Annotated in this window: 19 protein-coding genes and 1 pseudogene; 17 read left to right on the top strand and 3 right to left on the bottom strand. The window is 73.6% G+C overall.

The features are described 5' to 3' along the window. Nucleotides 1-470: 470 nt before the first annotated feature. Nucleotides 471-812 (bottom strand): annotated as a pseudogene (locus ACZ6Z8_RS08065) (M14 family zinc carboxypeptidase); the annotation flags it as partial. A gap of 450 nt (nt 813-1,262) precedes the next feature. Between ACZ6Z8_RS08065 and ACZ6Z8_RS08060 the strand changes: the two are divergent. From ACZ6Z8_RS08060 to obgE, 6 genes are all read left to right on the top strand, one after another. Continuing rightward, nucleotides 1,263-3,191 carry a TIGR03960 family B12-binding radical SAM protein gene (locus ACZ6Z8_RS08060; protein ID WP_465607387.1) on the top strand — a complete coding sequence of 643 codons (1,929 nt, stop codon included), beginning with the start codon at nt 1,263-1,265 and terminating at the stop codon, nt 3,189-3,191. A gap of 293 nt (nt 3,192-3,484) precedes the next feature. Beyond that, entirely contained in the window at nt 3,485-4,246 is a 762-nt protein-coding gene (locus ACZ6Z8_RS08055) for a TIGR03936 family radical SAM-associated protein (RefSeq protein WP_465607385.1), read from the top strand. A 435-nt stretch (nt 4,247-4,681) separates the two neighbouring features. Next, complete coding sequence (locus ACZ6Z8_RS08050) at nt 4,682-8,269, top strand: Rne/Rng family ribonuclease (RefSeq protein WP_465607383.1); 3,588 nt, start codon at nt 4,682-4,684, stop codon at nt 8,267-8,269. Between the two features lie 230 nt (nt 8,270-8,499). Continuing rightward, nucleotides 8,500-8,817: a 50S ribosomal protein L21 gene (rplU, locus tag ACZ6Z8_RS08045; protein WP_030233759.1), complete on the top strand. Its 318-nt coding sequence runs from the start codon at nt 8,500-8,502 to the stop codon at nt 8,815-8,817. A gap of 14 nt (nt 8,818-8,831) precedes the next feature. After that, nucleotides 8,832-9,089 carry a 50S ribosomal protein L27 gene (gene rpmA / locus ACZ6Z8_RS08040; protein WP_030058248.1) on the top strand — a complete coding sequence of 86 codons (258 nt, stop codon included), beginning with the start codon at nt 8,832-8,834 and terminating at the stop codon, nt 9,087-9,089. 119 nt (nt 9,090-9,208) lie between these two features. Further along, on the top strand, nt 9,209-10,687 hold the full coding sequence (obgE, locus tag ACZ6Z8_RS08035) for a GTPase ObgE (protein ID WP_465607381.1): 1,479 nt from the start codon (nt 9,209-9,211) through the stop codon (nt 10,685-10,687). A gap of 77 nt (nt 10,688-10,764) precedes the next feature. Here the strand turns inward: obgE and ACZ6Z8_RS08030 are convergent, their stop codons facing one another. Further along, nucleotides 10,765-11,517 carry a hypothetical protein gene (locus ACZ6Z8_RS08030; RefSeq protein WP_465607379.1) on the bottom strand — a complete coding sequence of 251 codons (753 nt, stop codon included), beginning with the start codon at nt 11,515-11,517 and terminating at the stop codon, nt 10,765-10,767. Between the two features lie 309 nt (nt 11,518-11,826). Between ACZ6Z8_RS08030 and proB the strand changes: the two genes are divergently transcribed. The 5 genes from proB to ACZ6Z8_RS08005 all read left to right on the top strand — a co-directional run bounded on the left by proB (nt 11,827) and on the right by ACZ6Z8_RS08005 (nt 16,874). Further along, nucleotides 11,827-12,963, top strand: a complete 1,137-nt coding sequence (proB, locus tag ACZ6Z8_RS08025; RefSeq protein WP_465607377.1) for a glutamate 5-kinase — start codon at nt 11,827-11,829, stop codon at nt 12,961-12,963. Nucleotides 12,964-13,128: 165 nt separating this feature from the next. Next, nucleotides 13,129-13,653, top strand: a complete 525-nt coding sequence (locus ACZ6Z8_RS08020; protein WP_465607375.1) for a hypothetical protein — start codon at nt 13,129-13,131, stop codon at nt 13,651-13,653. A 64-nt stretch (nt 13,654-13,717) separates the two neighbouring features. After that, nucleotides 13,718-15,040 carry a glutamate-5-semialdehyde dehydrogenase gene (locus tag ACZ6Z8_RS08015; RefSeq protein ID WP_465607373.1) on the top strand — a complete coding sequence of 441 codons (1,323 nt, stop codon included), beginning with the start codon at nt 13,718-13,720 and terminating at the stop codon, nt 15,038-15,040. A 100-nt stretch (nt 15,041-15,140) separates the two neighbouring features. Further along, nucleotides 15,141-15,710, top strand: coding sequence for an SCO2584 family spore wall biosynthesis protein (locus ACZ6Z8_RS08010; RefSeq protein ID WP_465607513.1), 570 nt, complete (start codon nt 15,141-15,143; stop codon nt 15,708-15,710). A gap of 102 nt (nt 15,711-15,812) precedes the next feature. Next, nucleotides 15,813-16,874, top strand: a complete 1,062-nt coding sequence (locus ACZ6Z8_RS08005; protein ID WP_465607371.1) for an SCO2583 family membrane protein — start codon at nt 15,813-15,815, stop codon at nt 16,872-16,874. 139 nt (nt 16,875-17,013) lie between these two features. On the opposite strand, the gene ACZ6Z8_RS08000 is transcribed toward ACZ6Z8_RS08005, so the two are convergent. Further along, nucleotides 17,014-18,084 carry a M48 family metallopeptidase gene (locus ACZ6Z8_RS08000; RefSeq protein ID WP_465607369.1) on the bottom strand — a complete coding sequence of 357 codons (1,071 nt, stop codon included), beginning with the start codon at nt 18,082-18,084 and terminating at the stop codon, nt 17,014-17,016. Nucleotides 18,085-18,346: 262 nt separating this feature from the next. Between ACZ6Z8_RS08000 and ACZ6Z8_RS07995 the strand changes: the two genes are divergently transcribed. From ACZ6Z8_RS07995 to ACZ6Z8_RS07970, 6 genes are all read left to right on the top strand, one after another. Continuing rightward, nucleotides 18,347-18,493, top strand: coding sequence for a hypothetical protein (locus tag ACZ6Z8_RS07995; RefSeq protein WP_465607367.1), 147 nt, complete (start codon nt 18,347-18,349; stop codon nt 18,491-18,493). Between the two features lie 225 nt (nt 18,494-18,718). Continuing rightward, entirely contained in the window at nt 18,719-18,874 is a 156-nt protein-coding gene (locus ACZ6Z8_RS07990; protein WP_167344932.1) for a hypothetical protein, read from the top strand. A gap of 124 nt (nt 18,875-18,998) precedes the next feature. Continuing rightward, the gene (gene nadD, locus ACZ6Z8_RS07985; protein ID WP_030283845.1) at nt 18,999-19,631 is read left to right on the top strand and encodes a nicotinate-nucleotide adenylyltransferase; all 633 of its coding nucleotides are present in this window, start codon (nt 18,999-19,001) and stop codon (nt 19,629-19,631) included. A 13-nt stretch (nt 19,632-19,644) separates the two neighbouring features. Next, nucleotides 19,645-21,489, top strand: coding sequence for an LCP family protein (locus ACZ6Z8_RS07980; RefSeq protein WP_465607365.1), 1,845 nt, complete (start codon nt 19,645-19,647; stop codon nt 21,487-21,489). A 172-nt stretch (nt 21,490-21,661) separates the two neighbouring features. After that, nucleotides 21,662-22,120, top strand: a complete 459-nt coding sequence (rsfS, locus tag ACZ6Z8_RS07975) for a ribosome silencing factor (protein WP_402816185.1) — start codon at nt 21,662-21,664, stop codon at nt 22,118-22,120. Next, entirely contained in the window at nt 22,117-22,764 is a 648-nt protein-coding gene (locus ACZ6Z8_RS07970) for a histidine phosphatase family protein (RefSeq protein ID WP_465607511.1), read from the top strand. Before rsfS ends, ACZ6Z8_RS07970 begins: the two co-directional genes overlap by 4 nt. The last annotated feature ends 87 nt before the right edge of the window (nt 22,765-22,851 follow it).

The raw sequence follows: 22,851 nt of genomic DNA, 5'->3' as shown, positions 1-22,851 counted from the left end.
ATCGGGACCTCCAGGACGGCGGTCACCGCGCCGTACCGGGCCGCGTAGGCCCAGGTGGACAGCTCGGGCTCGTCCGGCAGCGCCCGGGAGGTCCCCGGGCCGCCGGGCGCCGGCATCAGATAGGTGCCGGGGGCCGGGCTGCTCCAGCCGACGGCGTCGTAGGAGTCCACGTCGAGCGGGATGCCGGCCCGATCGGCGGAGCGGGCGAAGCGCTCGGCCAGACCGCGGACCGGCCCGGTCAGCTGGACGAAGGCGCCGCCGAAGTCCACCCCGTGCAGCGAGCACTGGAGGAAGGGGCGCAGCTCGTCGATCAGCCCGATCAGCGCCACGCTCTCCGGCATCGGTGGGCGGCCGGAGCCGGGGGCGGGCAGCAGCTCGGGCTGCTCCTCGAACGCGGGGCGGAAGAAGTGCTCGTAGTGGCGGCGCATGGTGAGCGGTCCGTCCAGCCAGCCGGCGTTGAGCGCGGCGCCGTCCGGGTCCAGGCACAGCAGCAGGTGCCAGGACAGGCCGGGCCGGGCGGGGCGCTCCAGCAGCACCTCGGCGAGCCGGACCGCGGCGGCGGTGCCGATCGGCTCGTTCGGGTGCGGGCCGCCGACCACCAGCACGGTGCGCGGCCCCCGGTCCACCGAGAGCAGCAGCAGGGGGCGTCCGGCCCGGGAGCGGCCCACCTCGCGCAGTCGGCAGCGGTCCGGGTGGCGCAGGGCGAGCCGCCTGGCCGCGCACTCGGCCTGGGCCGGGGTGGGGTAGCGGGCCGGACGGGCGTCGGGGGTCCGCGGGGACAGGGGCCGGACCCGCCGACCGGTGTCGGTCATGGTTCTCCTTGCGACCGGTCGTACGGCCGCCGGGGCGCGGGCGTGCCGCGCCGCCGGCCGCGGCCTGCGGGCCGGGGACGGGCTGTGCGGGGCCGGGGAGGGGCCCTGCGGGGGACGGGGGAGGGCGTGCTGGGGCGAACGGGCCGCCGGGGGAGTCGGCGTTGGCCGAGCGTACGACCCAACTCCCGCCACGGGAAGGGGTGCAGGGCCTTGGGCAGGGCCCGGTCAGTACCGCACGGGCCGTCCGGGCGTGTCAACGGCGGACGGCGCCCGGCGGCGGGCGCGCACCGCGCGTGCCAGGGCGGTCACCGGCGGGGGGCGGATCGCGCCGGGGCGTGCCGGGGCCGGCTCCGGCGCAGACGGGTCGATCCCCGGATTGGGCTACCCTTGAGGGTCACCCCTCCCGTGCCGGCTCGCGGCACCGAATCACGTCGTAAGGGTTCCTAGTACATGACTGTCGAATCGGTCTTCCCACGCCTGGAGGCACTCCTCCCGCACGTCCAGAAGCCGATCCAGTACGTCGGCGGCGAGCTCAACTCGACCGTCAAGGACTGGGACGCCTGCGACGTCCGCTGGGCGCTGATGTATCCCGACGCCTACGAGGTCGGGCTGCCCAACCAGGGCGTCATGATCCTCTACGAGGTGCTGAACGAGCGCGAGGGCGTGCTGGCCGAGCGCACCTACAGCGTCTGGCCGGACCTCGAAGCGCTGATGCGCGAGCACCGCGTCCCGCAGTTCACGGTGGACGCCCACCGGCCGGTGAAGGCGTTCGACGTGTTCGGGCTGTCCTTCTCCACCGAGCTCGGCTACACCAACATGCTGACCGCGCTCGACCTGGCCGGCATCCCGCTGGAGGCCAAGGACCGCACCGAGGACGACCCGATCGTCCTCGCCGGCGGCCACGCGGCCTTCAACCCGGAGCCGATCGCGGACTTCCTGGACTGCGCGGTGATCGGTGACGGCGAGCAGGCCGTGCTCGACATCACGGAGATCATCCGCGCCTGGAAGGCCGAGGGCCGCCCGGGCGGCCGGGACGAGCTGCTGCTGCGCCTGGCCCGTACCGGCGGGGTGTACGTGCCCAAGTTCTACGACGTGGAGTACCTGGCCGACGGCCGGATCGGCCGCGTCGTGCCGAACGCCCCGGGCGTGCCGTGGCGGGTGTCCAAGCACACCGTGATGGACCTCGACGAGTGGCCGTACCCGAAGCAGCCGCTCGTCCCGCTCGCGGAGACGGTGCACGAGCGGATGTCCGTGGAGATCTTCCGCGGCTGCACCCGCGGCTGCCGCTTCTGCCAGGCCGGCATGATCACGCGCCCCGTGCGGGAGCGAAGCATCACCGGCATCGGCGAGATGGTGGAGCGCGGGCTCAAGGCGACCGGCTTCGAGGAGGTCGGCCTGCTGTCGCTGTCCAGCGCCGACCACACCGAGATCGGCGACATCGCCAAGGGCCTGGCGGACCGCTACACCGAGGACAAGATCGGCCTCTCGCTGCCGTCCACCCGCGTCGACGCCTTCAACATCGACCTCGCCAACGAGCTGTCCCGCAACGGGCGCCGCTCCGGGCTCACCTTCGCCCCCGAGGGCGGCAGCGAGCGCATGCGCAAGGTGATCAACAAGATGGTGTCGGAGGAGGACCTGATCCGCACCGTCGCCACCGCCTACGGCAACGGCTGGCGCCAGGTGAAGCTGTACTTCATGTGCGGCCTGCCCACCGAGACCGACGAGGACGTGCTCCAGATCGGTGAGATGGCGAAGAACGTCATCCAGAAGGGCCGCGAGGTCACCGGCCAGAACGACATCCGCTGCACCGTCTCCATCGGCGGGTTCGTGCCCAAGCCGCACACCCCGTTCCAGTGGGCCCCGCAGCTGTCCGCCGAGGCCACCGACGCCCGCCTGGCCAAGCTGCGCGACTCGATCCGCGGCGACCGCAAGTACGGCAAGAACATCGGCTACCGCTACCACGACGGCAAGCCCGGCATCGTCGAGGGCCTGCTCTCCCGCGGCGACCGCCGCGTCGGCGCGGTCATCCGCGCGGTCTACGAGGACGGCGGCCGCTTCGACGGCTGGCGCGAGTACTTCTCGTACGACCGCTGGATGGCCTCCGCCGAGAAGGGCCTGGCCGGCACCGGTGTCGACGTCGACTGGTACACCACCCGCGAGCGCACCTACGAGGAGGTGCTGCCCTGGGACCACCTGGACAGCGGCCTCGACAAGGACTGGCTGTGGGAGGACTGGCAGGACGCCCTGGAGGAGGTCGAGGTCGACGACTGCCGCTGGACGCCGTGCTTCGACTGCGGCGTGTGCCCCCAGATGGACACCCACATCCAGGTCGGCCCGACGGGCAAGAAGCTGCTGCCGCTGACGGTCGTGAACAAGTAGGCGAGCTGTGGTGTGAGTTAGTTCACGGCCTCGGAGGGTTCGGGGTCGGTGCGGAGCCCTTCCCGGTGGTGTCGGGGAGGGCTCCCGTGCTGTGGGGGCCGGGGTGGGTTCGGGATGGGTTCGGGTGGGGGCTGACCAGGGGCGGAGCGAGGGGGGCGGCGGGGCGCGTACCCTTTGAGGTGACAGAGTCCGGGCCGTGGCGGGAACGCGCCGCGCCGGACGGGGACAATTGACTAAAGGACTGAGCGACCCTGGCACGCCGTACGCCCGACGGTCCGCCGCCCGCGCCGACGGTGCAGCGGATTCGTCTCCGCTACACCAAGCGCGGCCGGCTCCGCTTCACCAGCCACCGTGACTTCCAGCGCGCCTTCGAGCGCGCCCTGCGCCGGTCCGCCGTTCCGATGGCCTACTCGGCCGGCTTCACCCCGCACCCGAAGGTGTCCTACGCCAACGCCGCCCCCACCGGGGTGGCGAGCGAGGCGGAGTACCTGGAGATCGGCCTGGCCGCCGTGCGCGACCCCGAGCAGCTGCGGGCGCAGCTGGACGAGTCGCTGCCCGCCGGCCTGGACGTGATCGACGCGGTCGAGGTCCGGACGCCGAACTTCGTGGAGCGGCTGGAGGCCTCCGAGTGGCTGGTGCGCCTGGACGGTGTCGAGCCGGACCAGGCGGCCAAGGCCGTCCGCGCGTTCCTCGCCGAGGAGAAGGTCGAGGTCGAGCGCCGGACCAAGAACGGCGTGCGGGTCTTCGACGCGCGCGGTGCGGTGGCGGCGCTGGAAGCCGTCGAGTCGCAGGTCGACGGTGGTACGGACACGGCCGCCGGAACCGACCACGATGTTCGGACCGGCCGTCCCTGTGCGATACTGCGCCTGGTAGTACGACACGCCACACCCGCCGTACGACCCGACGACGTATTGTCCGGTCTCCGTGCGACGGCCGACCTGGCGCCGCCGGTCCCCGCAGAGGTGACCAGGCTGGCGCAGGGGCCGCTCGACGAGGAGTCGGGCACGGTGACCGACCCGCTGGCGCTCGACCGCGCCGCGGCCCCGGCCGGCTGAGAAACGGCCGCCGGGCCGCGCGCTACCGCGTCCGCCTAGGGGGCGGAGGCCGGATCCAGTGCCTCACTGGATCCGACGGTCCTCCAGGGTTCCCGCGGCTCCCCAGGGGAGCGAGCGTCGTCGCAGCACAGGCCGGCCTCTCGGGGCCCGCCGACCAGGACGGTCGGTGGGCCCGGGACCCCTTCCGGGAGCCACCCGGGGTTGGGGGACGGCTCAGCTTGGGAAAACCTCAGAAGACTGGTCAGACCAGAAGACTTTCGACACCCCGCGGAACGCGGGGCGCCGAGCGAGACTACGAGCCCCTGTGCGGCCTCGCGTCCGCACGGCGGCACCGTCGGAGGGTCCGGCCCGAGCATCCTCGCGATGCCGGCCGCCCACAGGTGTCGCACCGTGCCCGGATGTGGAGCCCGGGGGCCTGACGGGAGATCCACCCGCATGCTCGATAACACCGATCCGCAGCAGTCTGCGGCCACGGAACAGAACGCAACCGCCGGGACCGGTGGCGAGGGCGCGTCCGCCGCGCCGCCGCGCCGTCGTCGCCGGGCGGTGTCCCGCCCGGCGGGCACCCCGCAGGGTGCGGCCGTCGAGGCGGCCGAGACGGTCCTGCCGGTCGAGGCGCGCGAGGCGCCCGCTGCCGAGGCCCCGGCGGCCGAGGCCGCCCCGGTGGCGGAGAAGCCGGTCCGGGCCCGCCGGACCCGCAAGCGGGCCGAGGCCCCGGCGGGTGCGCCGGAGGCCGGCGCGATCGTCGTGACCGCGCCGGAGGCCGCAGCGGCCGCCGTTGAGGAGGCCGCCCCCGCCAAGGCCGAGAAGAAGGCCGAGCCGAAGGCCGACCGGACGGACGAGAAGGCGGAGAAGCCCGCTCGGGCCCGTCGGACCCGCAAGCGGGCCGAGGCGCCCGTCGCCGAGGTTCCGGCGGCCGAGGAGCCCGCCGCCGTCGAGGCTCCGGCGCCCGTCGCCGAGCCCGTGGCCGAGGAGGCCCCGGCCGCTCCGGCCCGCCGCACCCGCCGCCGTCGCGTGGTCGAGGCCGCGCCGGTGGTCGAGGCGCCGGTCGAGGAGCCCGTGGCCGAGGAGCCCGCCGTCGAGGAGGAGCCCGAGGAGGAGGCCGTCGAGGCCGCCGCCGAGGCCCCCGCCCCGGCTGCTCCCGCGCCGGCCGCCGAGGCCGAGCCGCACCACCGGGTGCGCCGCCGTGCCGTCCGCCCGGCCACCGCGGTCTTCCAGGCCCCGGTGTTCCAGGAGCCCGCCCCCTACGTCGCTCCCACCGCGCCGCAGCAGCCCGCCGCCGCCCCGGCCCAGGTCGAGGCCCCGGCCGCCGCCGAGCAGCGCTCGGAGGAGGACGAGTACGAGTACAGCGGTGTCGGCCGCCGCCGCCGGGTCCGCACCCGGGTCGAGCCGAACCGCCGCAGGCAGGCCGCCGAGGCGCCGGTGAAGGCCGCCCCCGCCAAGGCCCCGGCCAAGGCGCCCGTGGAGGCCCCGGCCGCCGAGGCACCCGCCGTGGAGGCCCCCGCCGCCGGTCCGGAGACCGAGGGCGAGTGGGAGGAGGACGGCCGTCCGTCCCGCCGTCGCCGTCGCGGCGGCCGCCGCCGTCGCCGTGGCGAGGCCGAGGAGTTCGAGGCCGCCGAGGCCGTCGAGGCCGAGCAGCCCGCCGTTGAGGAGCCGGTCCGGGCCGCCGCCGAGGAGGAGGACGAGGAGGAGGACGACGACCTGGCCGCCGGCCTGTCCTCGTCCCGTCGTCGCCGCCGCCGTCGCCGCCGCAGCGGTGAGGCCGGCGCCGTCGAGACCGCCGAGACCACCGAGGACGGCGTCCGCACGGTGGTGAAGGTGCGCGAGCCGCGCCGCCGTTCCACCGAGCCGTCCTTCGACCCGGACGAGGTGCAGTCCATCAAGGGCTCGACCCGTCTGGAGGCGAAGAAGCAGCGCCGCCGCGAGGGCCGCGAGCTGGGCCGCCGCCGGGTGCCGATCATCACCGAGGCCGAGTTCCTGGCCCGCCGGGAGTCGGTCGAGCGCGTCATGGTGGTGCGCCAGAACGGCCAGCGCACCCAGATCGGCGTCCTTGAGGACGGCGTGCTGGTCGAGCACTACGTCAACAAGGAGCAGGCCACCTCGTACGTCGGCAACGTCTACCTGGGCAAGGTCCAGAACGTGCTGCCGTCCATGGAGGCCGCGTTCGTCGACATCGGCAAGGGCCGCAACGCGGTGCTGTACGCCGGTGAGGTCAACTTCGGCGCGCTGGGCCACGGCGGCCCGCGCCGGATCGAGTCGGTGCTGAAGTCCGGCCAGTCCGTGCTGGTGCAGGTCTCCAAGGACCCGATCGGCCACAAGGGCGCCCGCCTGACCAGCCAGATCTCGCTGCCCGGCCGCTACCTGGTGTACGTGCCCGAGGGCTCGATGACCGGCATCTCGCGCAAGCTGCCCGAGAACGAGCGCGCCCGCCTGAAGCAGATCCTCAAGAAGATCGTCCCGGACGACGCGGGCGTCATCGTGCGCACCGCCGCCGAGGGCGCCTCCGAGGAGGAGCTGACCCGCGACGTCCAGCGCCTCCAGCAGCAGTGGGAGGACATCCAGAAGAAGGCCGCGACCGGCAACGCCCCGGCGCTGCTGTACGGCGAGCCGGACATGACCGTCCGGGTCGTGCGCGACATCTTCAACGAGGACTTCACCAAGGTCATCGTCTCCGGCGACGAGGCGTGGAAGACCATCCACGAGTACGTCTCCAACGTGGCCCCGGACCTCGCCGAGCGGCTCCAGCGGTGGACCTCCGAGGTGGACGTGTTCGCCACCTACCGGATCGACGAGCAGCTGATGAAGGCGCTGGACCGCAAGGTCTGGCTGCCCAGCGGCGGTTCGCTGGTGATCGACCGCACCGAGGCGATGGTCGTCATCGACGTCAACACCGGGAAGTTCGTCGGCCAGGGCGGCAACCTGGAGGAGACGGTCACCCGGAACAACATCGAGGCGGCCGAGGAGATCGTGCGCCAGCTGCGGCTGCGCGACCTCGGCGGCATCATCGTGATCGACTTCATCGACATGGTCCTGGAGTCCAACCGCGACCTGGTGCTTCGCCGCCTGCTGGAGTGCCTGGGCCGGGACCGGACCAAGCACCAGGTGGCCGAGGTCACCTCGCTGGGCCTGGTTCAGATGACCCGCAAGCGGGTCGGCCAGGGCCTGCTGGAGTCCTTCTCCGAGGCCTGCGTGCACTGCAACGGCCGCGGTGTGATCGTCCACATGGAGCAGCCGAGCGCCCATGTCCACGCCCCGTCGGCCGCGGCCGTCGAGGCGGGCTCGGGTGGCGGCAAGCGCCGTCGCCGGGGCAAGGGCGGCGCGGGCCACGAGGAGCCGCAGGCCGTCGAGGCCGGGTCGCCGGTGGCCGAGGCCGTCGTCGAGTCGGTCGTGGAGCCCGCCGAGCCGGTGCGCGAGGAGATCGAGGGCCAGCTGGCCCTGGAGGTCCCGGGCGTCGAGGCGGAGGCCGTCGAGGCCGTACCGGTCGAGGCGCCGAAGGCCGTGGAGGCGCCGGTGGCCGAGGCTCCCGCCGCCGCTCCGGCCGGCCGTCCGCGCCGCCGCGCGGTGCGCAAGGCGACGGCTCCGGCGGGTGCGCCGCAGGCCGCCGAGATCGTGGTGCTGCAGGCGAAGGCCGACGCGGCCCTGGAGGCGGCCCTGGCGGCCGCCGCCCCGGCTGTCGAGGCTGCCGCCGAGGCCGCGGCCGAGGCCGTCGCGGAGGCCGCGCCCGAGGCCGCCGAGGAGGTCGTCGCGGAGGCCGTGGTGGTCGTCGAGGTTCCGGCCGAGGAGGCCGCCGAGGCGCCCGCTGCTGAGACCCCCGCGGAGGAGGCCCCCGCGGAGGAGGCGTCCGCCGAGGAGGCCCCGGCGCCCAAGAAGCGGGCCGCCCGCAAGACCGCCGCGAAGAAGACCGCCGCCAAGAAGACGACCACGGCGGCCAAGAAGACCACCGCCCGCAAGACCGCGACCAAGCGGACGAGCGCGGCGGCCAAGAAGGCCGCGACCGCCGAGGGTGATACGGCGGCCGAGTAGTGCCCACGCCCGGGGCGGGAACCCTCCCGCCCCGGGCCGTACGGGCCGGTTTGCCCCCGGGGCGACCGGTCCGTATTCTTGACCATCGGCGTGTCTACGCCGCGCTCCCGAGCACATCACCTCCCCGAGAGCCCCGCGCCCAGCGTGGAGCGGTCGGGGGGAGGCCCCTGTGTCCGTACCCAGGTGGCTGGCGTCGGGAGTTCCGACCGAGTTGGGAAAGTAGGTACCGCATGTACGCGATCGTTCGCGCAGGCGGCCGCCAGCACAAGGTCGCCGTCGGCGACGTGCTGGAGATCGACCGTATCGAGGCCAAGCCGGGTGACTCGGTGGAGCTCTCGACCATCCTGGTCGTCGACGGTGACGCCGTCACCTCCGACCCGTGGGTCCTGGCCGGCGTGAAGGCTCACGCCGAGGTGGTCGACCAGACCAAGGGCGACAAGATCGTCATCCTGCGCTACAAGAACAAGACCGGCTACCGCCGCCGTCAGGGTCACCGTCAGAAGCACACCGCGGTGCGCATCACCAGCATCGACTCGGTCAGCAAGTAAGGGGTTAGCGAGATATGGCACACAAGAAGGGCGCAAGCTCTACCCGCAACGGCCGTGACTCGAACGCCCAGCGCCTCGGCGTGAAGCGCTTCGGCGGCCAGGTCGTCTCCGCCGGCGAGATCCTCGTCCGCCAGCGCGGCACCCACTTCCACCCGGGTGCCGGTGTCGGCCGCGGTGGCGACGACACGCTGTTCGCGCTGACCGCCGGTGCGGTGCAGTTCGGCAACCGTCGCGGCCGCAAGGTTGTCAACATCGTGGCCGTCGAGGCCTGAGTCCCAGCGGACTCGCGAGTCGCACCAGACTCACACTGAAGGGTGGGCCGGAATGTTCCGGTCCACCCTTCGGCTTTACGCAGCAAGCAAGCAGACTCATCCGCACTGGAGGCACAACCATGACCACCTTCGTGGACCGCGTCGAACTTCACGTCGCCGCGGGTAACGGAGGCCACGGCTGCGCCTCCGTGCACCGCGAGAAGTTCAAGCCGCTCGGCGGCCCGGACGGCGGTAACGGCGGCGAGGGCGGCAGCGTCATCCTCACCGTGGACTCGCAGGTCACCACCCTGCTGGAGTACCACCACTCGCCCAAGCGCAAGGCGACCAACGGCAAGCCCGGGGCGGGCGGCAACCGCACCGGCGCCGACGGCGAGGACCTCGTCCTGCTGGTGCCGGACGGCACCGTGGTGCTGGACCGCCAGGGCAACGTGCTCGCCGACCTGGTCGGCCACGGCACCAGCTTCGTCGCCGCCCAGGGCGGCCGCGGCGGCCTCGGCAACGCCGCGCTGGCCTCGGCCCGCCGCAAGGCCCCGGGCTTCGCGCTGCTCGGCGAGCCCGGCGAGGCCCGCGACATCGTGATGGAGCTCAAGTCCGTCGCCGACGTGGCCCTGGTCGGCTACCCGAGCGCCGGCAAGTCCTCGCTGATCTCGGTGCTCTCCGCCGCCAAGCCGAAGATCGCGGACTACCCGTTCACCACCCTGGTCCCCAACCTCGGCGTGGTCACCGCGGGCGACACCGTCTACACCATCGCCGACGTGCCCGGCCTGATCCCGGGCGCCAGCCAGGGCCGGGGCCTGGGCCTGGAGTTCCTGCGGCACGTCGAGCGCTGCTCGGTGCTGGTGCACGTGCTGGACTGCGCCACCCTGGAGCCGGGCCGCGACCCGCTGAGCGACCTGGAGACCATCGAGGCCGAGCTCGCCGAGTACGGCGGTCTTGAGGACCGCCCGCGCCTGGTCGCGCTCAACAAGGTGGACGTCCCGGACGGCCAGGACATCGCCGACCTCACCCGCGCCTCGCTGGAGGAGCGCGGCTACCAGGTGTTCGAGGTCTCGGCCGCCTCCCGCAAGGGCCTGCGCGAGCTGAGCTTCGCGGTGGCGAAGATCGTCGCCGAGGCGCGCGCCGCCAAGCCGGCCGAGGAGTCGACCCGGATCGTGCTGCGCCCCAAGGCCGTGGACGACGCGGGCTTCACCATCACCGAGGAGGACGGCGCGTACCACATCCGCGGCGTCAAGCCGGAGCGCTGGGTCCGGCAGACCGACTTCAGCAACGACGAGGCCGTCGGCTACCTCGCCGACCGGCTGGCCCGCCTCGGTGTCGAGGATCAGCTGTGGAAGATCGGGGCGCAGGAGGGCGACACCGTCGTCATCGGCCCCGAGGAGAACGCCGTCGTCTTCGACTGGGAGCCGACCATGGCCGCCGGTGCCGAGATGCTCGGCCGCCGCGGTGAGGACCACCGCTTCGAGAACCCGCGCCCGGCGGTCGACCGCCGCCGCGAGAAGCAGAAGGGGCGGGACGCGGCCGAGGCCGAGTTCCTCGCCTTCGAGGCGCTCTCCAGCGGCCGGCAGTCCGCCATCGAGGGCGACGACGAGGACTACTGAGCCCGGGTCGACGCGAACGGCCCCCGTCACCTGTGGAGGTGGCGGGGGCCGTTCGCCCGTTCACGGGTGACGCGGCGTCACTTCATCCAGGCGGCCTGGAGCTTGAGCAGGTCGGTCAGTTCGGTGTAGCCGACGGCCGCCGGCGTGTTGCCGGCGATGGTGAAGATGTCGCAGCCCTTCGTCTCGGCGCCCTTGGCGATGCCCTGGAACTTCGCACTGGTGCACTTGGGCATCGGGGTGGCGGCGCTCATGGTGGGCAGGCCCTTGTTGCCGGAGCTGTCGAAGATGACGAACTTCGAGTTCGGGGCGGTGAAGGAGAGGCTGGACTCCCCGAGGTTCTTGATGGTGTAGCTGACGTAGACGGGGGTGCGGCCGTCCAGTCCGGTGGTCGGCACCTTGGCGGCGGTGAGGTCCTGCAGAGAGCCCACCTCGATGCCGGTGACCGTGATCTGCAGCTTGGCGGCGACGTTGGAGGTCTTGTCGGCGAAGTCGACGGTGGCCGACTGGCCGACCTTCACGGTGGCGGGCGCCTGCGGAATCTTGCCGGCGCCGGCGCCGCCGCCGGACGCGCCGGCCGTACCGGCACCGCCGGTCGCCGCGCCACCGGTGGCGGCCCCGCCCGTAGCGGCACCGCCGGTGGCCGCGCCCGACGGGGCGGCGGTCGAACCGCCGGCCGCGCCGCCGGTGGCCGCGCCGGTCTGGGCCGGAGCCGCTCCGGTGGCGCCGCCCGTGCCGGCCGGGTCCGGGTTGTCCGGACCGCAGGCGGCGAGCGAGAGGGCGGTGGCCGCCGCCAGGGCGGCGACGGTCAGCTTCGTGGTGTACGAACGCATGGTGCGCTTTTCTCCTGGGCGCGCGGCCGCGAACCGTTGCCGGCCTGCCCGTTGCGGCGCCGCCCCGTGTGACGGGAACGTCGAAGACAAGTGGGTACAGCGGGCAAGAAGCCGTCCCCCGATCTGGCTTTCGGTCACGGACCATACCAGCCATCCGGATTGGCGGGCGGGCTGTGGCGAGCCCGTGACCGAGCCGGGTCCAGTCGGTGAAACACGGTGGGGGTGACCTGCGCGGATCGCGTAGATTTCGGACATGGCGGCCGGGCCCGGCCCCGTCGTACCCGCACCACCGGAAGGGCGTACAGCGAGATGAGCGAGGACTCACTGCGGGAGGAGGTGCTGACCGCACGGCGGATCGTGGTCAAGGTCGGCTCCTCCTCACTCACCACGGCGGCCGGCGGCCTGGACGCCGACCGGGTCGACGCCCTGGTGGACGCGCTCGCCAAGGTGCGCAGCCGCCCGGACGCCCCCGAGGTCGTCCTCGTCTCCTCCGGCGCCATCGCCGCCGGGCTCGCCCCGCTCGGCCTGGACGGGCGGCCCAAGGACCTGGCCCGTCAGCAGGCCGCCGCCAGCGTCGGCCAGGGACTGCTGGTCGCGCGCTACACCGCCTCCTTCGCGCGGTACGGCATCCGGGTCGGGCAGGTGCTGCTCACCGCCGAGGACGCCAGCCGCCGCGCCCACTACCGCAACGCCTACCGGACGCTGGACCAGTTGCTGGCGATGGGCGCGATGCCGATCGTCAACGAGAACGACACCGTCGCCACCGCCGAAATCAAGTTCGGGGACAACGACCGGCTGGCCGCGCTGGTCGCCCACCTGGTCCGGGCCGACCTGCTGGTGCTGCTCTCCGACGTGGACGGCCTCTACGACGGTGACCCGGCCAAGCCCGGCACCAGCCGGATCGCCGAGGTGCGCGGCCCGCACGACCTGGACGGCATCGAGATCGGCAGCGCGGGCAAGGCGGGCGTCGGCACCGGCGGCATGGTCACCAAGGTCGAGGCGGCCCGGATCGCCACCGGCGCCGGCATCCCGGTGGTGCTCACCGCGGCCAGCCACGCGGCCGACGCGCTGGCCGGGCGGCCCACCGGCACGCTCTTCCTGCGCACCGGCGGCCGTTCCTCCGGCCGGATGCTCTGGCTGGCCCACGCGAGCAGCCCGCGCGGGGCCCTGCACCTGGACGCGGGCGCCGTCGAGGCGGTCGTCTCGGGCGGCGCGTCGCTGCTGCCGGCCGGGGTGACCAAGGTCGACGGGGAGTTCGCCGCGGGTGATCCGGTGGACCTTCTTGCCGAAAACGGCCACATCGTGGCTCGCGGACTGGTCAACTTTGATGCGAGGGAGTTGCCCCGCCTGCTCGGTCGGTCCACCCGCGACCTGGCCCAGGAGTTCGGCGCCGCGTACGAGCGCGAGGTCGTCCACCGCGACGACCTGGTCGTTCTGCGCGGCTGACCGGCCGTCCGGTCGGCACCGGCCGGACGGCGCAGCGCGGTCGGCGGGCCGCTCCGTACCGGGAGCGGCCCGGCCGCGGGCGAGGAGGGGCGCAGCCGTACCGGTCGGCCGAGGGCCGACGGGGGCGGTGGGGACGACACGAGATCGCCGAACAGGAGGCCGCCGGTGGAACGCAGGCGCGAGGCAGCGCTGACCGGAGGGACGGCGGGCCGGCGGCTGACCAGCATCGACGGCGGACGCGGGGACGGCCCCGCCGAGCCGGCCGGTCCGCCGCCGCAGGTGCCGGGCGGGGCGCGCGGGCTGCGGCCCCGGCGCACGGAGGCGCCGGAACCGCCCGCGGTGCCGGAGCAGGCGCGGCTGTGGCACGTGGTGCTGAGCGTGGCCGGGCAGGCCACCCAGCTGTCCTCGCTACGGGCCTCGCTGGAGCGGCTGGCACACGACCACTCGTTCTTCCTGACCGCCCGCTACGCGGCCGACCACGCCGAGATCCGCTACTGGGAACAGGCCCGGGACCTGCACGACGCGGCGGCGATCGCGCTGCGGCTGTGGGGCGAGCACAAGGTGACGGCGAATCTGCCACCGTGGGAGATCGTCGGACTGGAGGTGGTCGACCGGGCGACGTACCACAAGCGGGTGGCCGAGGGCTTCGGCGGTCCGCCGCCGCGCCTGGGCGGCGTGTACCCGTACTGACCGGCCCTGTTCGGATGGCGGAACGGCGACCGGCGGCGCGGGGGCAGTCGCTACCCTAGGCGGCATGACCAGCGACCTCACCACCGCCGACAGCCCCGTCCTCGCCGTAGCGCGCCGAGCCCGGGAGGCCGCCGCCGCGCTCGCCCCGCTGCCGCGCGGGGCCAAGGACGCCGCGCTGCTGGCGATCGCGGACGCGCTGGTCGCCCGCAGCGCCGAGATCGTCGCGGCCAACGCCGAGGACGTGGCCCGGGCCCGCGAGGCGGGGACGGCCGAGTCGGTGATCGACCGGCTGAGCCTGACCGACGAACGGATCGCCGCGATCGCCTCCGACGTGCGCGACGTGGCCGGCCTGGCCGACCCGGTCGGCGAGGTGGTGCGCGGCTACACCCTGCCGAACGGCCTGGACGTGCGCCAGGTGCGGGTGCCGCTCGGCGTGGTCGGCATCATCTACGAGGCCCGGCCGAACGTCACGGTGGACGCCGCCGCGCTCTGCCTGAAGTCCGGCAACGCGGTGCTGCTGCGCGGATCCGCCTCGGCGTACCGCTCCAACACCGCGCTGGTCGCCGTCCTGCGGGACGCGGTCGAGGCGGCCGGGCTGCCGGCCGACGTGATCCAGCTCGTCCCGGGGGAGAGCCGGGACTCGGTGCAGGAGCTGATGCGCGCCCGCGGCTACGTCGACGTGCTGATCCCGCGCGGCGGGGCCTCGCTGATCCGCACCGTGGTCGAGGGCTCGACCGTCCCGGTGATCGAGACCGGCACCGGCAACTGCCACGTGTACGTGGACGCGCGGACCGACCTGGCGATGGCCGTCGGCATCCTGCTGAACTCCAAGGCGCAGCGGGTCAGCGTCTGCAACGCCGCCGAGACGCTGCTGGTGCACCAGGACGTCGCGGACACCTTCCTGCCGCTCGCGCTGGCCGCCCTGGGCGAGGCCGGGGTGACGGTGCACGGCGACGAGGCGGTGCTCAAGGCCGCCGAGGGCAGCGGCGCCACCGTGGTGCCGGCCACCGACGAGGACTGGGGCGCCGAGTACCTCTCGTACGACCTGGCCGCGGCCGTGGTGCCCTCGCTGGACGCCGCGGTGGAGCACATCCGCCGCTGGTCCTCCGGCCACACCGAGGCGATCGTGACCACCTCGCAGGCCGCCGCCCGCCGCTTCACCCAGCTGGTGGACTCGACCACGGTGGCCGTCAACGCCTCCACCCGGTTCACCGACGGCGGTGAGTTCGGCTTCGGCGCGGAGATCGGCATCTCCACCCAGAAGCTGCACGCCCGCGGCCCGATGGGCCTGCCGGAGCTGACCAGCACCAAGTACATCGTGACCGGGGACGGCCACGTCCGCGGCGAGGGGACGCAGACCGTGGGCGGGGGCGCGGACGCCCGCTGACCGCGGGGCGCGGGGTCCGTCACACGTGTGACGGACCAACTGCCGGGAGCCACAGACAAATCGGCCGACCGGTAATACGCTGAATCCCGTGGCTGAGGATGTGGGGGGCTTGCCGTACCCCGACGGCGCCGACCACGGTGGTGCGGACGACGAGTTCGCCACCGTGGTCTTCGATGAGGCCTTCGTCAGGTCCGCCGCCGTGCACGAGCCGACGGCCAAGGAGCGGCAGCTCGCCGCCGCCGAGGCGCGGTTCGAGCCGGACACCGCGGGACCGGGCTGGAGCTACGACGTACCGGCCGGGGACGGGCTTCCGCTGGAGCTGCGCCCGTACCCGAGCGGACTCGACGAGGACCACCTGTACCCCGACCCGTGGTCGGGCCCGGACCGGGCGTCCGGCCACCGGGGCCGGCGCTGGGGGCGGCGCTACGATCCGGTGCGCGCCCGCGGGCGGTACGTGGCCCAGCAGCGCTGGCACCGGCCGGTGGCCTGGGTGCTGGCCGTGATCATGGGCGTCAGCCTGGTGGCGGTGGCGGTCGCGGCGATCTACCAGGGCGTGGGCGGCCCCTCCGGCGCGCCCCGGCGGCCGGAGTCCGGCAGCAGCAGCCCGGGGACGGACCCGCGGTCCGCACCGGCCGAGCCGTTGCCGGTGGTCACGGCGCGTGCGGGCTGAGGGGGACGGGGGCGTACGCCCGGGGCGGGCGGTCACCGAGCGTTCCCGGCAATCTGCGCCAGGGCCCTCGTGGCGGGGCTGCGCTCCGCCTACCCTGGTGTTATGGGTGACCCGCGCGAACCTCCTGAGGGTACGCCCGAGGGCGGTTCCGGCAATGAGGACGAGTTCCGGTCCGTCGTCTTCGACGAGTCGTTCGTCCGGGCTGCCCGGATCCAGGAGCTGTCCGCGCGGGAGCGGCTCGCGGGCTCCTTCGGCAAGGCCACCCGGTCGCGGGTGCGGCTCGGGCCGCTGGGGACGGTGCCGCGCCAGGCGCTCGCCCTGCTGCTGCTGATCCTGCTGGCCTTCGGGGCCGCGGTGTACTTCGGGGTGAACTCGCCCAAGGGTGTCCCCGAACGCCCCGAGGGCAGTCAACTGACCGTCAGCCTGGTGGCGTTGAGTCCGGCTTCGGCCGTCCGCCCGGTGGCCGACCCGGCGGATCCTTTCGCCGCGCTGCCGCCGGGGTACGGCGACGGGAGGGCCGGGCTGAACACCCCGGCCGGGGCCGCCACCGAGCACTTCAGCAAGGTCGAGGTGACCAAGGCGCTGGACACCGTGCAGCGCTACCTGGTGGCGTCCTCGCTGACGCCGGCCGCGCTGGTCCAGGGCGCCACCACCGACGTGCGGACCTTCGTGACACCGGGCGAGCAGGCCCAGTTCGACACCTCCGTCAGCCAGCCGGCGGACGACCGGCACCACGCGGTGACCGGCTGGATCGTGCGCTTCGACCCGGCGCAGGCCGCGCTGGCCTCCGACACCGTGAAGGTGGTCGGGGCGATGCGGGTCGACGAGGCGGACAACGGCACGCTGCAGATCACCACCGACCACACCTTCGTCTACGCGCTGAGGCCGGCCGGTGCCCCGGCCGGGGCACCGGTGACCCTGGAGACCGTGCGGCGCGAGCTGACCTTCCAGTTCGACCGGGTGGACCTGGCCTCGGCGCAGCTGCGGCTGGTGGACTCGGTGCTGCAGGCCGGGCCGGAGCCGTGCACCGCCTCGATGGCGGGCTTCCTGCGGCCGGTGCTGGCCACCGCGCAGGGCACCGTGGTGGCGCCGCCCTCGGCCGTGGACCCGGGCAACCACGCCCGGCCGGCCTGGCAGGTGTGCGGGGTGCTGGCGGGGAGCTGAGGGACTGCGTCCAGGCGGCCGCTCGGTCACTCGGCCGTTCATTGGTCACTCGGCCATGCGGCTTTCGGCCGGACGGCCGGACGGCCGGTGCCCCGGGCGGGGCACCGGCCGTCCCGGACCGTCGGGCGCGGCTGCCGGCTCAGCCGTCGCCGCGCTCCGAGGAGCCGTGGTCCGTCGGGGAGCCGCCGCGGCCGTTGCCGGTGAAGGTGTCGCGCAGCTTGCCGCCGACGGTCGCGGCGCCGCCCGCAACGTCGCGCAGCAGGCCCATCAGCGGGTCCTTGCTCTCCTTGACCGAGGTCGTGTAGTGCTCGGCGGCGGCCTTCCACTGCTCGCCGACCGAGGTGTCCCGGTCGTCGGTGCGGCGCGGGTAGGCGCCGGCCATGATCGAGCGGTATTCGTCGCTCTCCGCCCACTTCTTCAGCTGGGCGACCCGGACCACCGCGAAGGGGTGGGTCTGGGGCAGCAGCTGGAGCAGCTTGAGCACGCCGTCGCGCAGGTCGCCGGCCTTCTCGTACTCCTCGGCCTGCTCCAGGAAGGCGTCGACGTTCATCTCGGCCAGGTTGTGCCCGCCGGCCAGCTTCATCAGGGCCCGCATGGACGCCTGGAGGTCCTGTCCGGCGAGCAGGCCGGCCCGGTCGCTGGAGAGTTCGGCCTTGCGGAACCACTCCTTGAGCGCGGTGACGATGGCCATGATCGCCAGGTTGCCGAGCGGTATCCAGGCGATCCGGGTGGCGATGTTGGTGAGGATCATCAGCATCGTCCGGTAGACGGCGTGGCCGGACATCGCGTGGCCGACCTCGTGGCCGATGACGGAGCGCAGCTCCTCCTCGTCCAGCAGCTCGACCAGGCCGCTGGTGATCACGATGATCGGGGTGTCGATGCCGATGGTGAACGCGTTGACCGCCGGGTCCTGGGTGACGTACAGGTCCGGGACCTGCTCCAGGTCGAGTATGTAGGCGGCGTCGCGGACCATGTCGTACAGCTCGGGGAACTGGCGCTCGGAGGTCTTCACGGCGGTGGCCAGGAACATCAGCCGGATCGAGCGCTCGGAGACCAGGCCGGCGAGCTTCTTCAGGATGTCGTCGAAGCCGGACAGCTTGCGCAGGGCGACCAGCGCCGAGCGGTCCGCCGGGTGCTCCCAGGCCCGGGTGGAGATCTCGGGGAAGCGCTGGCGACGCCGGCTCGGGGTCTTCGCGGTCGTGTCGGTCATGGTGTGAGTGCCTCCTGTCGACGGCGGCTCCGGCGCGAACGCCGGCCCCCCGCTGGTCTTCGCCTGCAACGACTCGTCTGCAACGACTGCCTGTGCAACGTCCGCGGTTGCGTACTCGTCCCCGGAGTCGGCGTACGCGCGGCCCCGGGCGCGGCGCGGGGGCCGGTGGGCGGTGCCGGTGTGAGGCCGGTTTACCCTGAATGCCCTGGAGAACCGGGACCGGACCCGGCCGCGGTACCGAGCAGTTCGAGGAGCCCCTCAGATGTCCACCGAAGCGCTGGTCACCCTGGCCGCACCCATCTCCGACGAGCCCGGGCCGGGCCTGTTGCTGCGGATCATCGTGATCGCGTCCTTCGTCGGCATCGGCCTGCTGGTCTGGATCATGGCCCGCGCCTTCCGGGGCCAGTAAGCCCCCTTTCGCGGGCAACGGCTCACGCCCCCGCCCCGCTGCGCCCGGCAGGGGCGTTCACCCCCCTCTTCGACGGCTCGTTCGCTCCGCTCGCTCACGCCCGGTCAGCGGCGGTGGGCCGCCGAGCGGTTGCCGTGCAACCCCCCGTACGATGACGGGTGGGCCCTCACCGGCCCGGAACAAACCCCCAGGTCCGTTCACCGAGCCGAGAAGGTCCCGCCGACCATGAGCACTGCTGCCGCACTCCCCGTCCTGAACCTGCTCGCCGAGGGCGAGGGGGGAAACCACGACAGCCTGAACCCGCTGCTGACGGGCGGCTCCGCGCTGTTCATCCTGATGCTCCTGCTCTTCATCGTCACCCGCTTCAACCGGGACCGCTGAGCCGGGACCACGGACCGCTCGGGGAGCGTCCGGCCAGAGGGCCGGCCGCTCCCTCACGCATCTGCGGGCAACCCCCACACGGCCGTTCCCGCACCGTGACGGGCGTCGCGTAAGGTGTGGCGGCATGGGAGAGCAGGCCGGGAATCCCGGCGGACCGGAACCGGTGAAGAAGCGCCTCGGCGTGATGGGCGGCACCTTCGACCCGATCCACCACGGCCACCTGGTCGCCGCCAGTGAGGTGGCGAGCGCGTTCCACCTGGACGAGGTGATCTTCGTCCCGACCGGGGAGCCCTGGCAGAAGAGCGACCGCCACGTCACCCCGGCCGAGGACCGCTACCTGATGACGGTCATCGCCACCGCCGAGAACCCGCAGTTCTCGGTGAGCCGGATCGACATCGACCGCCAGGGCCCGACGTACACCGTCGACACCCTGCGCGACCTGCACTCCCTGCACCCGGACGCGGACCTCTTCTTCATCACGGGCGCCGACGCGCTTGCCCAGATCCTGTCCTGGCACGACTCCGACGAGCTCTTCTCACTGGCCCACTTCATCGGGTGCACCCGCCCGGGGCACACCCTGTCGGACGCCGGGCTCCCGGTGGGCGGGGTCTCCCTGATGGAGGTCCCGGCGCTGGCCATCTCCTCCACGGACTGCCGCAACCGGGTCGCCAAGGGTGAGCCGGTCTGGTACCTCGTTCCGGACGGCGTGGTCCGCTACATCGACAAGCGGGCGCTGTACGCGCCGCACGGGACCTGAGCCGGGAGCGGGCGTGAGCGATCGCAACGGCAACGGCGGGCAGCAGCCGCAGGAGTGGTCCACCGGGCAGTACCAGCAGCCGTACCAGGGCCACGAGTACCAGCAGCAGGCACCGCCGCAGGCGCACGAGCAGCAGTACGGCCAGCAGTACGACCAGTACGGGCAGCCGGTGTACGCCCAGGACCCGTACGACGGCTACCAGCAGCAGGGCTACCAGCAGGGCGGGCAGACCGGGCAGTTCCCGCAGCAGCAGTCGTACGGGCAGCAGCAGTACGACCAGTACGAGCAGCAGCAGCAGTACGACCAGTACGGGCAGCCGGTGTACGGCCAGGACCCGTACGGCGGGTACCAGCAGCAGGGCTACCAGGGGTACCAGCAGCCGTACCAGGCGACGCCGGTCGCCCCGGCCACGCCGGGGGTCGCCGAGCCGCAGCCCGAGCCGCCCGTCGTTTCCGAGGCCCCCGCCCCCGCCCCCGGCTCCGCCGCCGTGCCGCCGCCGCGCCGCCGCGCGCCCCGGCCGGCCGCCGAGGCGGCTCCGGCCGCGCCGGAGGCGCCGTCCGAGCAGGTCGCCGGGGCCCGGTCCGGCCGGACCGGCGGCCGGGCGCCCAAGGATTCCTACGCCACGGGCGAGTTCACCTTCGTCGACGAGGAGGCGGAGGAGTCCGAGGACGTCATCGACTGGCTGAAGTTCGCCGAGTCCCGCAGCGAGGTGCGCGCCGAGCGGCGCCGCAAGCTGAAGAACCGGCTGATCGGCCTCGGCGTGGTGCTGGCGCTCGCGGCCGGCGGCGTCGGCGGCTACCTGTGGTTCACCGGCGACAAGCCGACCGCGGCCGCCGCGGCCAGCGGGCGGCAGGTCAACGTCGTCCACCTGCGCGACCTGCAGGGCAAGGTGTCCAGCGCGCTGCTGGTCGACGACGCCTCCGGGCACAAGGGCACGGTCCTGCTGCTGCCCGACGTGCTGCGGCTGCCCGGCCCCGGCGACCCGCCGGTGACCACCGTCGGCCAGGCCATGGACGCGATCGGCGCCTCGGCGACCCGCGACGGCCTGTCCACCGTGCTGGGCGCCCCGGTGGCCGGCACCTGGCGGCTGGACACCCCGTACCTGGAACTGCTGGTCTCCCAGCTCGGCGGGGTCCGGGTGGACACCAACGCCGCGACCCACGAGGGCGGCAAGCCGGACGGCAAGGAGCTGTCCCCGGCGGGCAAGAACACCCTGCTCAGCGGCAAGGCCGCGGTGGCGTACGCCACCCTCCAGGCGCCCGGCGAGAATCGGGACGCCCAGCTGGCCCGGTTCGGGCAGGTGATGGACGCGGTGGTGCGCACCATGCCGACCGAGTTCAAGGACGCCAAGGACGACGTGCACCGGATGAACGCGGTGCTCGACCCCTCGCTGCCCGAGGACGCCCTGGCCGGGGTGCTCGCCCAGCTCGCCCAGCAGGCCAAGGACGGCCACTTCAGCACCGCCGCGCTGACCGTCAAGCCGGACGGGACGCTGGACGAGGCGACCGCGGGCAAGCAGGTCAAGGAGGTGCTCGGCGGCACCGTGAAGTCCGCGGCGGCCGGCGACGCCCCCGCCCGGGTCGCGCTGCAGGACGCCTCCGGCAACGACGCGGCGGGCGCCGCCGCGCAGGTCCAGATCGTCAACTCGGGCCTGACGTTCATCCCCGGCGGGACCAGGACCGCGCCGCAGGCGACCAGTGAGATCCGCTACACCGACGACGCCAGGCAGGCCGCGGCGAAGTCCCTGGCGACCAGCCTGGGGCTGCCGGACACGGCGGTGAAGAAGGTCGGCGACGCCCAGAACGCGGACCTGGTGGTCGTGCTCGGCAAGGACTACCAGCCGCCGAAGAGCCAGTAGCCGCTTCGGCCGGTCACCGGTGGCCCGGTGACCGGCCGGCGGCGGGGTCGGAGCGGCGTGCGCCGCAGGCCCCGCAAATGCGTTCCAGGGCCGACGGGGCGGCGTGAGATCCTGGAAGGCGACCCCGGCCGCGCGCCGGGGCCGCCCCAAGCCGCCGAGCCGGAAGAACACCGTGACCGTCACCGACCACAGCCAGCAGCTCATCACCGTCGCCGCGCAGGCGGCGGCCGACAAGCTCGCGCACAACATCATCGCCTTCGACGTCAGCGAGGTGCTGTCGATCACCGACGCCTTCCTGATCGCCTCCGCGAACAACGACCGCCAGGTCCGCTCGATCGCCGAGGAGATCGAGGACCAGCTGCGCGAGCAGCTGGACATCAAGCCGGTGCGCCGCGAGGGCGAGCGCGAGGGCCGCTGGATCCTCCTCGACTACCTGGACATCGTCGTGCACGTCCAGCACTCGGAGGAGCGCTCCTTCTACTCCCTCGACCGGCTCTGGAAGGACTGCCCCGAGCTGCCGCTGCCCGCGGACGCCATGGAGTCGCGCAACCGCCCCGACGCCATCACCGACGGGGCCGGCAACGCCGTCGCCCCGGCCGACGACTTCGGCAAGCCCGAGGACCTGCACTGAGCAGGGACGCGCGGGGCCCGCGCATCGTCTTCTGGCGGCACGGCCAGACGTCCTGGAACCTCGAATCGAGGTTCCAGGGCACGACGGACATCGAGCTGACCGGCCAGGGCGTCCTGCAGGCCCAGCGGGCGGCCCGGCTGCTCTCCGGCCTGCGCCCCGACCTGCTGATCTCCTCGGACCTCAAGCGCGCCCGGCGCACCGCCGAAGAGCTGGCCGCGGTCACCGGGCTGGACGTGCAGCACCACGAGGGACTGCGGGAGACGTACGCGGGCTCCTGGCAGGGGCTGACCAACGCCGAGATCCGCGAGCGGTACCCGGAGGAGTACGCGGCCTGGGCGGCCGGGGAGCCGGTGCGGCGTGGCGGCGGCGAGCTGTCCAGCGAGGTCGCCGACCGCTCGGTGCCGGTGGTGCTGGAGGCCGTCGCCAAGCTGCCGGAGAACGGCACCCTGGTCGTGGTCAGCCACGGCGGCACCATCCGGACCATGCTCGGACGGCTGCTGGGCCTGGAGCCGCCCCTGTGGGAGTGCTTCGGCGGGCTGTCCAACTGCTGCTGGTCGGTGCTCGGCAAGGGGGCGCGCGGCTGGCGACTGCTGGAGCACAACGCGGGCACGCTCCCGCAGCCGGTGATCGGCGACGACACCTGACGGCACTCGGTGACGGGGCTTCGCGGGGGCCCGGAAGGGGCGGATTTCGCAGTTCCGGGCCTGACCAGCTAGAGTCTTCCTCGTTCG

Source organism: Kitasatospora sp. NPDC101108 (assembly GCF_055584725.1).
Note: the sequence above shows the minus strand (reverse complement) of the source record. Positions and strands in the feature narration are given on the sequence as shown.